Below are 14375 nucleotides of genomic sequence, written 5' to 3' on the forward strand. Positions count from 1 at the left end.
GTCGCCATTCTACCGGCTGCCCGGATGAGGCGATCCGCCAATGCGACTGGAGGCCGTGCCGGCACTGGCCGACAACTACATCTGGACCCTCGCCGGCCCCGGCGGGCGGGCGCTGGTGGTGGACCCGGGCGAAGCCGCGCCGGTGCTGGCCGCTGCCGCGCGCGGGCTGGAGCCGGCCGCGATCCTGCTCACCCATCATCATCACGATCACGTCGGAGGCGTGCCCGAGCTGCTGCACCGCTGGCCCGGGCTGCCGGTCTACGCCCCGCACGACGACCGCATCTCCACAGCCACGCACCGCGTCGGCCAGGGGGACCGGGTCGAGTGCGAGGGCTTCGCATTCGAGGTGATCGCGGTACCAGGGCATACCGTGAGCCATATCGCATTTCACGGTCATGGCCACTTGTTCTGCGGGGACACGTTGTTCAGTCTGGGTTGCGGCCGGTTGTTCGAGGGTACGCCGGCGCAGATGCTGGACTCGCTCGAGCGCCTGGCCGCCCTGCCCGGCGCCACGCGGGTCTGCTGCGGGCACGAATACACCCGGGACAACGCCGCCTTCGCCCGCGCGGTGGAGCCCGGCAACCAGGCGCTGGAGCGCCGCAGCCAGGACATCCAGGCCATGCGCGACCGCGGACAACCGACCCTGCCCAGTACCCTGGCCGAAGAACTGGCCTGTAATCCGTTCCTGCGGATCGACGCCGCCGCGGTTCGTACGGCCCTGGCCGGCCGCGTTGCCGGCACTGCCGGCGCCGACCGGGTCGCCCTGTTCGCCGCGCTGCGGCGCTGGAAGGACGAATTCCGGGCATGACGGCGCCGGCCGTGGCGCTGCGAGCGGCGCTGTTCGCGCTGTGGTTGCTGTGGGCGCCGGTGCACGCCCGCGATGTGGCCGCGGCACCCGCCGGCGCGGGGGCCGCCCCGGAGGCGCCGGCCGGCGCGCCGGCCCGCAGCGGACGCGAGATCTATGCCCGCTTCCGCGAAGGGCTTGCGGATCCCGAATGCACCGCCGAGCAGAGCGAGCGCTGGCGGCGCCACTTCGCCCACGTCCCGGACGATCTGGCCGCCAGCCCCGAGCGGTTGCTGCCGCTGTTCGGATACGTCATCGACGCGCTGCGCGATTCGCATCTGCCGACCGAGTACGCGCTGATCCCGTTCGTCGAGAGCGGCTACCGGCCGGGCGCACGCAGCGCATCCGGGCCGGCCGGGCTGTGGCAGTTCATCGCGGTCACCGCGCGCAAGCACAAGATCGCGATCCGTCCAGGCTACGACGGCCGGCTGTCGCCGGTGGACTCCACCCGCGCCGCGGTGCGCTATCTGCGTACCCTGCACGGCATGTTCGCCGGCGACTGGCGCCTGGCGGTGATGGGCTACAACGCCGGCGAATACCGCGTGTTCGGAGCGCTCAGGGCGGCCGGCCAGCGCGCCATGGATGCCGACCCGGAACGCCTGCAGGTACCGCGGATCACCCAGGCCTACGTACGCAAGCTGCAGGCGCTGAGCTGCCTGCTGGTGGAGGCGGGGGAAAGCGAGGACTGGCTGCGCGCCATCGACCGGCCGGTACCGGTGCTGGCCGCGGCCCCGCTCCCGGCCGGGACTTCCGGGCTGGACGCGTGGGCGCAGCGCCAGGGGCACGACGCGCGCCTGGTACGCCGCCTCAATCCGGCCTTCGTCGACGGCCGCGTGACCCGTGCGGGCGGCGACCCGCAGGTGCTGGCGCCGGCACGCGCCGCCGCGCCGGGGCCGGGCGCCGCGGTGGGCGCCGCGAACGCCGCCGCCGAGGCCCCCGGCGCCTCGCCCGCCGACGGATTCGTCGCCGACGCCAGCGCCCTCGTCGCCGAGCCAGGCAGCGGCGCGGGGCCGCGCACCCACGTGGTGGCGCGCGGCGATTCGATCTGGCGGCTCGCCCGCCGCTACCGGGTCACCAGCGCCGAACTGCTCGAGCGCAACGGCCTGACCCGCGACAGCGTGCTGCGCCCCGGAACGACCCTGCTGGTCGACGCCCCGGCCGCCGAGGCGGACGCCGGCAACGCCGCCGCGCCGCCCGTGGCAAACTAGCGCGCCCCGCCACCACCGCGAGAACGACGTCCATGGGTTTCCTGCAAGGCAAGCGCGCCCTGATCACCGGCATCGCCAGCCAGCGCTCGATCGCCAACGGCATCGCCGAGGCGATGCATCGCGAGGGTGCGGAGCTGGCCTTCACCTACCAGAACGACAAGCTCAGGACACGGGTCGAGGATGTGGCCGGCAAGACCGGCTCGGACATCGTGCTGCCGCTGGACGTCACCGACGACGCCCAGATCGAGGCGCTCGCCTCGGCGCTGGAGCGGCGCTGGAGCGAGGGCTTCGACATCCTGGTGCATGCGATCGCGTTCGCGCCGCGCGAGGCGATCGCCGGCGAATTCCTGGAAGGGCTCGACCGCAAGGCGTTCGCGATGGCCCACGACATCTCGGCCTACTCGCTGGCGGCGCTGGCCAAGGCCACCCGGCCGATGCTGGCCCGGCGCGGGCATGGCGCGATCCTCACCCTCAGCTACCTGGGCGCCGAGCGCGCGCTGAAGAACTACAACGTGATGGGCGTGGCCAAGGCGAGCCTGGAAGCCACGGTGCGCTATCTCGCGCTCAACCTGGGCCCCGAAGGCACCCGCGTCAACGCGATTTCGGCCGGCCCGATCAAGACCCTCGCCGCCGCCGGCATCGGCGGCTTCCGCCAGATCCTCGGCCACGTCGAGGACAACGCGCCGCTGCGCCGCAACGTCACCATCGAGGACGTGGGCAACGCCGCCGCGTTCCTGTGTTCGGACCTGGCCGCCGGCATCACCGGCGAGGTGACCTATGTCGACTGCGGCTACAACATCCTCGGCATGACCGGCATCGACTGAACGCCTGCGCAGCCCTGGGCGGACCCGCTAGAGCTGCGCTTCCACCACGGTGATCTTCATGCGCTCGCGCAGGGCCCGGAGCACCGCCGTGGCGTCCTGGCTGCCGGCCAGCAGCGCCAGCTGTTGCTGCAGCATCTGCCGCTCCTGCTCCGACGCCTCCTCGGGATCCCCCGGGACGACCGCAGTGACCGCGAAGACCACCACGCTGCCATCGTCGAGCACGGCCTTGCCAGGGCTCGACGCGCCTTCCTCCGGCGTCTCCACCGCGAAATAGGCCGTCACCGCATCCGGGTGCGGAACCGGGGCGCCACGCGGCACGCCGGGCACCTCCTGCACCGGCAGTTCGCGCCGCTCGGCCACCGCCTGCAGCGTGGCACCCCCGGACATCTCCGCGAGCATCGCGTCCGCTTCCGCCTGCACCCGTTTCGCGGCGCGGTCGGCGCGGATCGCCTCGACCACCTGATCGCGAACCTCCTCGAGCGGCAGGGCGCGCTCCGGGGTGTGCCCGGTGACGCGGATCAGGACGCTGTGGCCGGGCCCGATCTCGATCGGATCGCTGACGGTCTCGTCCTCGATCAGGCGCTCGCTGAAGGCGGCGCGCTGCACCGCCGGATGCGCCGCGATACCCTCGCCGCTCCCGCGGGCGAACGGCCCGGCGGTGCGCACCGTCAGCCCGCCCGCCTCGGCGGCCGGACCGAGCGAGTTGGGGTGGCGATAGGCCTGGTCCACCACCTCGCCGACCAGCTCGCTGTAGGCGCGCTCGCGGGCGCCTTCCGACAGCTCGCGCGCCAGCTCGTCGCGGACCTCCTCGAACGGAGTCTGCTCGCCGCTGCGCACGTCCCGCAGCTGCAGCACGTGCCAGCCGAACTCGGTCCGGACCGGTTCGCTGACCTGGCCGGGCTCCATCGCGAACAGCGCCTGCTCGAACGCTTCGACCATCATGCCCTGCTCCACCCAGCCGAGGTCGCCGCCGGCGGCGCTCGAGCCGGTGTCGTCCGAGTGCTCCCGGGCCAGCGCCGCGAAGTCGCCGCTGCGCGCCTGCGCGGCGAGCGCCTCGGCCTGCTCCTCCGCCTGCTGCTGGGCGGCGGCGTCGGCATCGGCCGGAACCTCGATCAGGATATGCGAGGCGAGCCGCTGCTCGGACTGCGCGAAACGCGAGCGCTCCTGCTCGTAGCGCTCGCGCAGCGCCGCCTCGCCGACCTCCTCGTCGACCTGTAGATCGCTGCCGTCGATCTCGACGTATTCGATCTCCACCGTCTCCGGGGCGCGGAAATCCCCGGCGTTGGCCTGGTACCACGCCTGGATCTCGGCGTCGCCGACTTCGCCGGCGCCCGGTTGCGGGGGCGGCAGCATCACGAAGGAAACGTCGCGCCGCTCGCCCAGCATCACCAGCAGCCGGTCCAGCTGGGCCGGGGTCACGAAGGCGGATGCCGAGACGTGGGTGGGGATCAGCGACTGCTGCAGGCTCTCGCGGATCAGCTCCTGGAACTGCTGGGGGCTGCGCGCCGGCACCTGCGAACCCAGCGCGAGCTGGTAGCGCTGCGGGTCGAAGCGGCCATCCACCTGGAACGCCGGGATCTGCTCGATCTCGCGGCGCACCTGCGCATCGCCCACCGCCATCCCCCGATTGCGCGCGGCCAGCCGCAGTACCGCTTGGTCGACCAGACGCTCGAGCACTTCGCGGCGGGTCTCCAGCGACTCGAACGCGCGCGGGTCGAAGGCCTCGCCCTGCTGCTCGCGGCGCTGCTGCCGCTCCTGCTCGAAGGCGTTGCGGAAATCCTCGGGCGAGACCTCCTCGGTCTCCCAGAACAGCTTGCGCACCGGCCACAAATCCGGCGCGCCGCGCCACCACGACGGCGGCGACTCGACCTTGGCCGCGTAGTTCGCGCCGCTCTGGAACAGGTACTGTTCCATGCCGAAGAAGGCGAACGGGATCGCCAGCAGGATCACGATGACGATCGCGATCCAGCCGCTCATCTTGTCTCTCAGGGCTTGCAGCATCGTGGGACTGGCCGTGGACGTAGCCGCGCAGTTTAACCGGATTGCCCGGCCGTCACAGGGCCGGCGCGCGGGCAGCTAGCCCCACGGCGGGCATCGCCCGCCCGCCATCGCTCCCCGGCGCGCCTCGGATGCGCAAAAAACAAGGGCGCCGTTTCCGGCGCCCTTGCGGTGGATCTGGCGGAGCGGACGGGACTCGAACCCGCGACCTCCGGCGTGACAGGCCAGCATTCTAACCAACTGAACTACCGCTCCGCGTTGAACCTTCTGAAACCTGGCGTGGTGGGTGCTGAGGGTTTCGAACCCCCGACCCTCGCCTTGTAAGGGCGACGCTCTACCGCTGAGCTAAGCACCCGAGCGGAGCCGATTAGTTTACAGCGTCCTTGAGGGCCTTGCCAGCCTTGAACGCGGGATTTTTTGCGGCGGGGATCTGGATCTCCTCGCCGGTGCGCGGATTGCGGCCGGTGCGGGCGGCGCGCTCGCGAACCTCGAAGCTGCCGAAGCCGGCAATGGCGACGCTGTCGCCCTGGCCCAGCGCCTTGGCGATGGAGTCGAACACGGTGTCGACCGCAGCGGTGGCGTCGGCCTTGGACAGGCCGCACTTCTCGGCAACGTTGTCGGTCAGGTCGCTTTTCTTCATTTTTGATGACTCCCTTGCGGCCCCGAGCCGCGAAAAAAAGTGGCGACCGGATGACGGGACCCGTCCGGTCGGCTCGAAGAACGGCGCGCATCAGGAATGCGCGCCGCGATTTGCGACCGTTATACCAGCGGCCCCTACCCCACGCAACCGAAAAATCGCACAACCACGCGGTTTTTGGCTGAAGCCGGCCTGAGGACCCGATGCGACTCAGTGCTTGACGCCAGCCTGTGCCGGGCTTTTCTTCGGCTTGCGGATCACCTCTTCCAGCCGCTCCTTCGCCGCCGGGGTCAGCGGCCGCTCGAGCGCCAGGTCGAGCACCTCGTCGATCCACTTCACCGGCACGATCTTGATCGCCTGGGTCACGCTCTTGGGAATGTCGACCAGGTCCTTGCGGTTCTCCTCGGGAATGATCACGGTGCGGATGCCGCCACGCATCGCCGCCAGCAGCTTTTCCTTGAGGCCGCCGATCGCGGTGACGCGCCCGCGCAGGGTGATCTCGCCGGTCATCGCCACGTCGGCGCGCACCGGGATCCTGGTCAGCATCGAGACCAGCGCGGTCGCCATGGCGGCGCCGGCGCTGGGGCCGTCCTTGGGCGTGGCGCCGTCGGGCACGTGCACGTGGATGTCGTGCTTCTGCAGCGCCTCGATATCGATGCCGAGCTGTTCGCTGCGCGCGCGCACCACCGAGTGGGCTGCGGAGGCCGACTCCTTCATCACCTCGCCGAGCTGGCCTGTCAGGATCAGGTTGCCCTTGCCGGGGATCTGGGTGGCTTCGATCTGGAGCAGGTCGCCGCCCACCTCGGTCCAGGCCAGGCCGGTGACCATGCCGATCTCGTTGTCCTGCTCGGCGCGGCCGAAGTCGTAGCGGCGCACGCCCAGGTACTTGTCTAGGTTGCGGGAGGTGACCGTCACCGCCTTGCCCTTCTTCGGCTGCGGCCCGGCCAGCGCGATCTCCTTGACCACCTTGCGGCAGATCTTGGCGATCTCGCGCTCGAGGTTGCGCACGCCGGACTCGCGGGTGTAGTAGCGCACGATGTCGCGGATCGCGCCTTCGCCGATCTTCAGCTCGTCGGCCTTCAGGCCGTTGGCCTTGAGCTGCTTGGACATCAGGTAGCGGGTGGCGATGTTGAGCTTCTCCTCCTCGGTGTAGCCGGGGATGCGGATCACCTCCATGCGGTCGAGCAGCGGGCCGGGGATGTTGAGAGAGTTGGAGGTGGCGACGAACATCACCTCGGACAGGTCCAGGTCGACCTCCAGGTAATGGTCGTTGAAGGCGTGGTTCTGCTCGGGATCCAGCACCTCCAGCAGCGCCGAGGACGGATCGCCGCGGAAGTCCATCGACATCTTGTCGATCTCGTCGAGCACGAACAGGGGGTTCTTCGTGCCGGCCTTGTTGAGATTCTGCACGATGCGGCCCGGCATCGAGCCGACGTAGGTGCGGCGATGGCCGCGGATCTCGGCCTCGTCGCGCACCCCGCCCAGGCTCATGCGCACGAACTTGCGATTGGTGGCGCGGGCGATCGACTGCCCGAGCGAGGTCTTGCCGACGCCCGGCGGACCGACCAGGCACAGGATCGGCCCCTTCATCTGCTTGACCCGGGTCTGCACCGCCAGGTACTCGAGGATCCGGTCCTTGACCTTCTCCAGCCCGTAGTGGTCTGCGTCGAGGGTGTCCTGCGCGACCTTGAGGTCCTTGCGCACCTTGCTGCGCTTCTTCCACGGCACGCCCAGCAGCCAGTCCAGGTAGTTGCGCACCACCGCGGCCTCGGCCGACATCGGCGACATCTGCTTGAGCTTGTTGAACTCGTTCTTCGCCTTGATCTCGACCGGCTTGGGCATGCCGGCCTCGGCGATCTTGCGGGCGATCTCCTCCAGGTCGTTGGGCGCGTCGTCGATCTCGCCCAGCTCCTTCTGGATCGCCTTCATCTGCTCGTTGAGGTAGTACTCGCGCTGCGATTTCTCCATCTGCGACTTGACCCGGCCGCGGATGCGCTTCTCCATCTGCTGCACGTCGATCTCGCCGTCGACGAAGCCGACCAGCATTTCCAGGCGGTCGCCGGTGGCGATGGTCTCGAGCAGGCGCTGCTTGTCGGCCAGACGCACGCCCAGGTGCGCGGCGATGGTGTCGGCCAGGCGGCCGGGCTCGTCGATGCCGGCGAGGGTCTGCAGCAGCTCCGGCGGCAGCTTGCGGCTGGTCTTGACGTACTGCTCGAACAGCCCCATCAGCGAGCGCGCCACCGCCTCGATCTCGCGGACCTCGCGGCCGTCGGTGGACTCGACCACCTCGCCGCGCCCGGCCAGGGTGCCGTCGCGCTCGGCGATGCCGGTGACCCGCGCACGCGCGACGCCCTCCACCAGCACCTTGATGGTGCCGTCGGGTAGCTTCAGCAACTGCAGGACCTGGGCCAGGGTGCCGACCTCGTACAGGTCCTCGGCGCCCGGATCGTCGGTCTCGGCGGACTTCTGCGCGACCAGCAGGATCCGCTTGTCGGCCTCCATCGCCAGGTCCAGCGCCCGGATCGACTTCTCGCGGCCCACGAACAGCGGGATCACCATGTGCGGGAACACCACTACATCGCGCAGCGGCAGCACCGGCAGGTCGAAGGTCTCGATTTCGGTGGGACGGGTCATGTTGGCTCCGTGAAGGCGATTGGGCGGCACGGCCGGGGGCCGGCGCCGGATGTCCCCGTTATGGGGCTGACGCGGGATCGATGCAAGCGGACACTGCGTGCCGCTCGTCGAACCCCGACCGTCGACCCGAAATCAGAGACTTAGCCCCAAGAGCGGTGCCGGAGTCCGCCCTGGGCAGCGCTGCCAGGGCGCACAGAATTATTGGTACTTCATCGGCGCCTGCTCGGAAGGCTGCTTCTGGACGACGGATCAAGCAGGAACTCCGACAATACCGCCTGGAACTGCTCTGGCGTTCCGCGCGAGCCCCGCGCGCTTACGCGGCCACGATGGCAGCTCCCGCCGCGGCTGCCGCGGCTGCGCTTCAGGCGCCAGCGCCACCGCCTGCACCACCACCCGGATCCACGAACACCCGCATCTGCTTGGCCGAGAGCACCTTGCAGCCGCAGGCCAGGGTGCTGCCGTGCAGGGCGACCGGCTGGCCGTCGACGACCAGGGTCGGGTCGCCGTCCAGGATCGGAAACGCGCCCTTGTGTTGCGGGCAGGTGGCCTGGTCGGTGACCCGGGCGACGGGCACGCCGTCGATATCGGTGAACGGCGAGCCGGTGAGGACGCGGCCGCCGCTGCTGGTGGGGTCGCCCTGAACGATCCAGTTCTTGGCCATGCAAAATCCCTTTGCCAGTGATGGGGTCGAACTTCCCTGTGGTGGCGCCTATTCGCCGGAGGCGACCTTCGGCGAGGCCGGCGGGGTCTGGTAGATCAGGTAGGGCTCGGACTTGTGCTCGATCACCGACTCGTCGACCACCACCTTGCTGACGTTCTCCAGCGACGGCAGGTCGTACATGGTGTCCAGCAGCACCGCCTCGACGATGGTGCGCAGGCCGCGCGCGCCGGTCTTGCGCTTGATCGCCTTGCGGGCGATCGCGAGCAGCGCGTCCTCGCGGAATTCCAGCTCCACGCCTTCCATCTCGAACAGCTTTCGGAACTGCTTGCTGATGGCGTTCTTCGGCTCGGTGAGGATCTTGACCAGCGCCGGCTCGTCCAGCTCCTCGAGCGTGGCGACCACCGGCAGGCGGCCGACGAATTCCGGGATCAGGCCGAACTTGATCAGGTCCTCGGGCTCGACGTCGGCCAGCACCCTGCCGGTCTCGGTCTTGCGCTCGCTGCTCTTGAGCTTGGCGCCGAAACCGATACCGCTGGCATCGGTGCTGCGCTGCTGGATGATCTTGTCGAGGCCGGCGAACGCGCCGCCGACGATGAACAGGATGTTGCTGGTGTCGACCTGCAGGAATTCCTGCTGCGGATGCTTGCGCCCGCCCTGGGGCGGCACGCTGGCCATGGTGCCTTCGATCAGCTTGAGCAACGCCTGCTGCACGCCCTCGCCGGAGACGTCGCGGGTGATCGACGGGTTCTCGGACTTGCGCGAGATCTTGTCGATCTCGTCGATGTAGACGATGCCCTGCTGCGCCTTCTCGACGTCGTAGTCGCATTTCTGCAGCAGCTTCTGGATGATGTTCTCGACGTCCTCGCCGACGTAGCCGGCCTCGGTCAGCGTGGTCGCGTCGGCGATCGTGAACGGGACGTTGAGCAGGCGCGCCAGGGTCTCGGCGAGCAGGGTCTTGCCGGAGCCGGTGGGACCGACCAGCAGGATGTTGGACTTGGCCAGCTCGACGTCGTCGCTCTTCTGCCGGCTCTCGATGCGCTTGTAGTGGTTGTACACCGCCACCGCCAGGGTCCGCTTGGCGCGCTGCTGGCCGATCACGTACTGGTCGAGGACCTCCAGGATTTCCTTCGGCTTGGGCAGCGAACTGCGCGCCGATTGCGCCTTCTCCTCGAGCTCCTCGCGGATGATGTCGTTGCACAGCTCGACGCATTCGTCGCAGATGAACACGCTCGGGCCGGCGATCAGCTTGCGGACCTCGTGCTGGCTCTTTCCGCAGAAGGAGCAGTACAGGATCTTGTTGCTGTCGCCGGAACGTCCCTGGGAATCTTTGCTCATGCGTCGGTTACCCGGTGGTGCTCCCGGCCGGAGACGGGATTCGGTTCGAGAATAGCATAGCGATGGCGTCGCGCCAGAACCCCCGCCAGGGACGGAAACCGTCGCTGCGCCAATGGGTTACGGCGCTCCATCGGATGCCGATGGCAGGCGGGCGGCACCGGTTGCAGGCCGGTCCGCCCTGCCTTGGTCGATCCCTGCAAGATTCAGGCCGGCTGGATCGACTCTTCGGGCCTGCGCTCGAGCACCTCGTCGACCAGGCCGTACTCGCGCGCCGCCACGGCGCTCTTGAAGTTGTCGCGCTCGGTGTCGGCCGCGATGGTGTCGAAACTCTGGCCGGTATGGCCGGCGAGGATCTCGTTCAGGCGCTGGCGCAGGGCGAGGATCTCGCGCGCGTGGATGTCGATGTCGGTGGCCTGGCCCTGGAAGCCGCCGAGGGGCTGGTGGATCATGATCCGCGAGTTCGGCAGCGCGTAGCGCTTGCCCTTGGCGCCGGCGGCCAGCAACAGCGCGCCCATGCTCGCGGCCTGGCCCACGCAGATGGTGCTCACGTCGGGCTTGATGAACTGCATGGTGTCGTAGATCGCCATGCCGGCGGTGACCACGCCGCCGGGCGAGTTGATGTAGAGGTTGATGTCCTTCTCGGGATTCTCGGCCTCGAGGAACAGCAGCTGGGCGATGATCACGTTGGCGACGTGGTCGTCGATGCCGCCGACCAGGAAGATCACCCGCTCCTTCAGCAGCCTCGAATAGATGTCGTAGGCGCGCTCGCCGCGGCTGGTCTGTTCGACCACCATCGGGACGAGGTTGAGGGCCGTGGTCGGGATGCTGCTCATGGGCGGAGTCCGGTTTGCGTGGGGGATCCGGCCGCGGCCGGCGGTGCTGGAACGAGCGGCCGCATCACTGCTGCGGGGCGATCGCTTCCTGGAAGCTGAGTTGCTGCTCGGTGTGCTGGGCGCGCTCGGCGATCCAGTCGATCACCTGCTCCTCCATCACCCGGTTCTGCAGTCCCGACATCAGCTGGGGGTCGTTGCGGTACAACTCAATGACCTGGTCGGGCTCCTCGTAGGTGGAGGCGATCAGCCGGAGGGTCTCGTTCAGGCGCTTGGAGTCGAGCTGCAGCTTGTGGTTGCGGGCGATCTCGCCGACCAGCAGGCCGACCAGCACGCGCTTGCGCGCCGGCTCCATGAACTGCTGGTGGGCGTCGGCCGGCAATTCGACGTTGCGGCCCTGGCGGCGCGCCTGCTCGACCGCCTGGCGCGCCATCGAGCGCGCCTCGCTCTCGACCAGCCGCGGCGGCAGGTCCACCTGCGCCCAGGTCGCGACCAGCTGCTCGCCGACCTCGCGGCGCAGCCGGTTCATCAGCGCGCCCTTGAGCTCGCGCTCCAGATTGGTGCGGATCTCGCTGCGGAACTGGTCGAGCTCGCCCGCCTTGACCCCGAAGCTCTTGATGAAGGCGGCATCGACCTCGGGCAGCACCTGCTCGGAGACCCGCTCGACCTTCACGTGCACTTCCGCCTTCTTGCCGGCCAGCTGCGGCACCCGCCAGCCGGTGGGGAACTCGACCTCGACGGTCTTCTCGTCCCCGGCCGCCATGCCGGTCAGCGCCTGCTCCAGCGCCGGCAGCATCGCGCCGCTGCCGAGCACCGGGGTGCCCTTCTCGGCGCCCTCGGCCGGCAGGCGCTCGTCGCCGATCTGCGACCAGGTCTCGATGTCCAGCGCATCGCCCTCCTGCGCCGGGCGGGTCACCTCGCTCCAGCTGCGCCGCTGCAGGCGCAGGTTCTCGATCATGCGGTCGATGTCCTCCTCGGTGACCTCGGCGGTGTGGCGCACCACCGAGAGCTTCGAGACATCGATCTGGCCGAAGTCCGGCACCACCTCGAAGGTGGCGACGTAGGCCAGCCCGTCGGCACTCTCGGGCTCGATCCGCGGGGCGCCGGCCAGGCGCAGGTCGTTCTCGCGCACGGCCTCGTCGAAGCCCTCGCGCAGCATGCGGTCGAGCACCTCGGCGCGCACCTGCTCGCCGTAGCGCTGCTCGATCACCTTCGCCGGCACCTTTCCGGGCCGGAACCCCTTGATGCGCGCGGTGCGCGCGATCTCGCGAAGGCGCCCGCCGACACCGGTCTCGAGGCGCTCCGCGGGGAGCTGGAACGTCATCCGGCGCTCGAGCGCGCCCACGGATTCGACCGAAACTTGCATAACCACTCCTGCCACCGCGGCCGCTGCCGGGTTTGTCGTCTTGTAGGGATGTCGGGCCGCGGCCCCGGAGGCCTAGGCCACGGGTCCGGCGGAACTGGATATTGTGGCCGATTCGGCGGGAGGCCGCCAGCTCGGGAGGGCAGGTCCGTGGCGGCCGCGGGCCTGCTCCGCCGGCTCCGAGCGCTGGTCCATCCGCGGTCCGGACGAGCTGGAAGCCCGGGGGCGTCGGCCTCACGGCCGGCGAACGCGCGTTCATCGCCGCCCCACCTGGTCATCCTGTCTGGGCTGGTGCGAAAGGCGGGACTCGAACCCGCACGGGGGTTACCCGCTGGAACCTAAATCCAGTGCGTCTACCAGTTCCGCCACTTTCGCAGTCCTCGAGCCGGCGCCCGTGGCAATTCTAGCTCCGCCGGCGGCCGAGCCGGCGCTCCCGCCGCAACGAAAAACGCCCGGCAAGCCGGGCGCGTTTCGAGACTGGTGGGCCGTCAAGGATTCGAACCTTGGACCTACTGATTAAGAGTCAGCTGCTCTACCAACTGAGCTAACGGCCCCGAAAATCGGCCGCGCAGTGTAAGCAAACCTGCGCGTACTGGCAATCGCCACCAGGCGACCGCCTCGGGTATGGGGTGGACGAGGGGACTCGAACCCCCGACATCCGGAATCACAATCCGGGACTCTAACCAACTGAGCTACGTCCACCATCGGAACATCACACCAGGCCCGCCAGGCCACGGCCCTGGGTGGCGCGCCCGGCAGGACTCGAACCTGCAACCACCGGCTTAGAAGGCCGGTGCTCTATCCGGTTGAGCTACGGGCGCCCGGCCGGATTGTCGCACCTTCGCCGCCCCGGGGGGCCGGATGGTCGGGGTAGAGGGATTCGAACCCCCGACATCCTGCTCCCAAAGCAGGCGCGCTACCAGACTGCGCTATACCCCGCCGACGTCGAACGGTGCGATCCCACCCGCGTCCACTGCGGCGCGAAGGGGTGGTCATTGTCAGGAGGCCCCGCGCCCCTGTCAACGAAATCCAACCGTCGGCCGGCGCCAGCGGCGCGCCGGAGCCGCGTTTCGAGTGTATCCTCTTGCCGGTCTTCACCAATCATCATCAGGGGCAAAGTCAATGCGCAGCGGCAATCCGGCACTCAAGGAATCGACATTCCTGGACCTCGGCAGCGGCAGCGTCGTCTCCCGCGCCGGCGAGACGATGACCCTCAACGGGACGGTCAACAAGACCGCCATCCTGCTGCTGCTGACGGTCATGACCGCGGCGTTCGCCTGGACCCAGGCCCTGACCCCGACCGGCGAGCTGGCCCCCGGCTTCAACGTCTACGTCTGGGGCGGCGCCATCGGTGGCTTCATCGTCGCCCTGGTGACCATCTTCAAGAAGGAATGGGCGCCGGTGACCGCGCCGCTGTACGCGCTGGTCGAGGGCTTCTTCCTCGGCGCGATCTCGGCGATGTACAACAACTTCTTCGACGGCATCGTGATGCAGGCGGTGATGCTCACCTTCGGCACCCTGTTCGCGCTGCTGTTCGCCTATCGCTCGGGGCTGATCAAGGCCACCGAGAACTTCAAGCTCGGCGTGGTCGCCGCCACCGGCGGCATCGCCCTGGTGTACCTGGCCACGATCGTGCTGGGCTTCTTCGGCATCAACATGCCGATGATCCACGACAACGGCCTGATCGGCATCGGCTTCAGCCTGTTCGTGATCGTGATCGCGGCGCTCAACCTGGTGCTCGATTTCGACTTCATCGAAACCGGCGTGGAGCAGGGCGCGCCGAAGTACATGGAGTGGTACGGCGCCTTCGGCCTGATCGTCACGCTGGTGTGGCTGTACCTGGAGTTCCTGCGCCTGTTGGCGAAGCTGCAGTCGCGCTGAGCGGACCTGAAGATCAAGAAAAAAAAGGGCGCTCCGGCGCCCTTTTTTTTTTGCTGTTTGGTCCGCCCCGCAAACAGCCGGCTCCACGGGCCGACCGTTGAATCAAGCCGCCGCCCCGCGCAGGGACCAGGCCGGTACGGCGTCCCGGGGCGGGACCGCC

11 protein-coding genes and 7 tRNA genes are annotated in these 14375 nt (G+C 69.0%); 4 read left to right on the forward strand and 14 right to left on the reverse strand.

Translation table 11 applies throughout. The features are described from left to right. Nucleotides 1-40: 40 nt before the first annotated feature. The 3 genes from gloB to QFW77_RS12325 are packed head-to-tail and all read left to right on the forward strand — an operon-like array spanning nt 41 to nt 2876. On the forward strand, nt 41-808 hold the full coding sequence (gloB, locus tag QFW77_RS12315; RefSeq protein ID WP_280575040.1) for a hydroxyacylglutathione hydrolase: 768 nt from the start codon (nt 41-43) through the stop codon (nt 806-808). Further along, nucleotides 805-2052, forward strand: coding sequence for a lytic transglycosylase domain-containing protein (locus QFW77_RS12320; protein ID WP_280575041.1), 1248 nt, complete (start codon nt 805-807; stop codon nt 2050-2052). The genes gloB and QFW77_RS12320 overlap by 4 nt, the downstream gene beginning before the upstream one ends. Before the next feature lie 32 nt (nt 2053-2084). Continuing rightward, entirely contained in the window at nt 2085-2876 is a 792-nt protein-coding gene (locus QFW77_RS12325; RefSeq protein ID WP_280575042.1) for an enoyl-ACP reductase FabI, read from the forward strand. Between the two features lie 27 nt (nt 2877-2903). Here QFW77_RS12325 and QFW77_RS12330 read toward each other — a convergent pair whose 3' ends face one another. From QFW77_RS12330 to QFW77_RS12395, 14 genes are all read right to left on the reverse strand, one after another. Next, nucleotides 2904-4877: a SurA N-terminal domain-containing protein gene (locus QFW77_RS12330; protein ID WP_280575043.1), complete on the reverse strand. Its 1974-nt coding sequence runs from the start codon at nt 4875-4877 to the stop codon at nt 2904-2906. A 175-nt stretch (nt 4878-5052) separates the two neighbouring features. After that, nucleotides 5053-5129, reverse strand: a tRNA-Asp gene (locus QFW77_RS12335). A 25-nt stretch (nt 5130-5154) separates the two neighbouring features. Beyond that, nucleotides 5155-5229, reverse strand: a tRNA-Val gene (locus QFW77_RS12340). Nucleotides 5230-5241: 12 nt separating this feature from the next. After that, complete coding sequence (gene hbs / locus QFW77_RS12345) at nt 5242-5514, reverse strand: non-specific DNA-binding protein Hbs (protein WP_180679307.1); 273 nt, start codon at nt 5512-5514, stop codon at nt 5242-5244. Between the two features lie 207 nt (nt 5515-5721). Continuing rightward, entirely contained in the window at nt 5722-8145 is a 2424-nt protein-coding gene (gene lon / locus QFW77_RS12350; RefSeq protein WP_280575047.1) for an endopeptidase La, read from the reverse strand. A gap of 361 nt (nt 8146-8506) precedes the next feature. After that, nucleotides 8507-8806 (reverse strand): PAAR domain-containing protein, encoded by a 300-nt coding sequence (locus tag QFW77_RS12355; protein WP_280575048.1) that lies wholly within the window; start codon nt 8804-8806, stop codon nt 8507-8509. Nucleotides 8807-8854: 48 nt separating this feature from the next. Beyond that, nucleotides 8855-10141, reverse strand: coding sequence for an ATP-dependent Clp protease ATP-binding subunit ClpX (gene clpX, locus QFW77_RS12360; RefSeq protein ID WP_280575049.1), 1287 nt, complete (start codon nt 10139-10141; stop codon nt 8855-8857). A 203-nt stretch (nt 10142-10344) separates the two neighbouring features. Beyond that, complete coding sequence (gene clpP / locus QFW77_RS12365; RefSeq protein ID WP_280575050.1) at nt 10345-10974, reverse strand: ATP-dependent Clp endopeptidase proteolytic subunit ClpP; 630 nt, start codon at nt 10972-10974, stop codon at nt 10345-10347. Between the two features lie 64 nt (nt 10975-11038). Continuing rightward, nucleotides 11039-12337, reverse strand: a complete 1299-nt coding sequence (gene tig / locus QFW77_RS12370; RefSeq protein WP_280575051.1) for a trigger factor — start codon at nt 12335-12337, stop codon at nt 11039-11041. A 286-nt stretch (nt 12338-12623) separates the two neighbouring features. After that, nucleotides 12624-12709 (reverse strand) — tRNA-Leu (locus QFW77_RS12375). 103 nt (nt 12710-12812) lie between these two features. Continuing rightward, nucleotides 12813-12888 (reverse strand) — tRNA-Lys (locus tag QFW77_RS12380). A gap of 71 nt (nt 12889-12959) precedes the next feature. Next, nucleotides 12960-13036, reverse strand: a tRNA-His gene (locus tag QFW77_RS12385). Nucleotides 13037-13078: 42 nt separating this feature from the next. Continuing rightward, nucleotides 13079-13155: transfer RNA gene (locus tag QFW77_RS12390), tRNA-Arg, on the reverse strand. A 41-nt stretch (nt 13156-13196) separates the two neighbouring features. Further along, nucleotides 13197-13273: transfer RNA gene (locus QFW77_RS12395), tRNA-Pro, on the reverse strand. 183 nt (nt 13274-13456) lie between these two features. Here QFW77_RS12395 and QFW77_RS12400 point away from each other — a divergent pair. After that, complete coding sequence (locus QFW77_RS12400) at nt 13457-14215, forward strand: Bax inhibitor-1/YccA family protein (RefSeq protein ID WP_280575052.1); 759 nt, start codon at nt 13457-13459, stop codon at nt 14213-14215. Nucleotides 14216-14375 lie beyond the last annotated feature (160 nt).

Origin of the sequence: Luteimonas endophytica, from assembly GCF_029887875.1 — a bacterium.
Lineage (GTDB): Bacteria > Pseudomonadota > Gammaproteobacteria > Xanthomonadales > Xanthomonadaceae > Luteimonas > Luteimonas endophytica.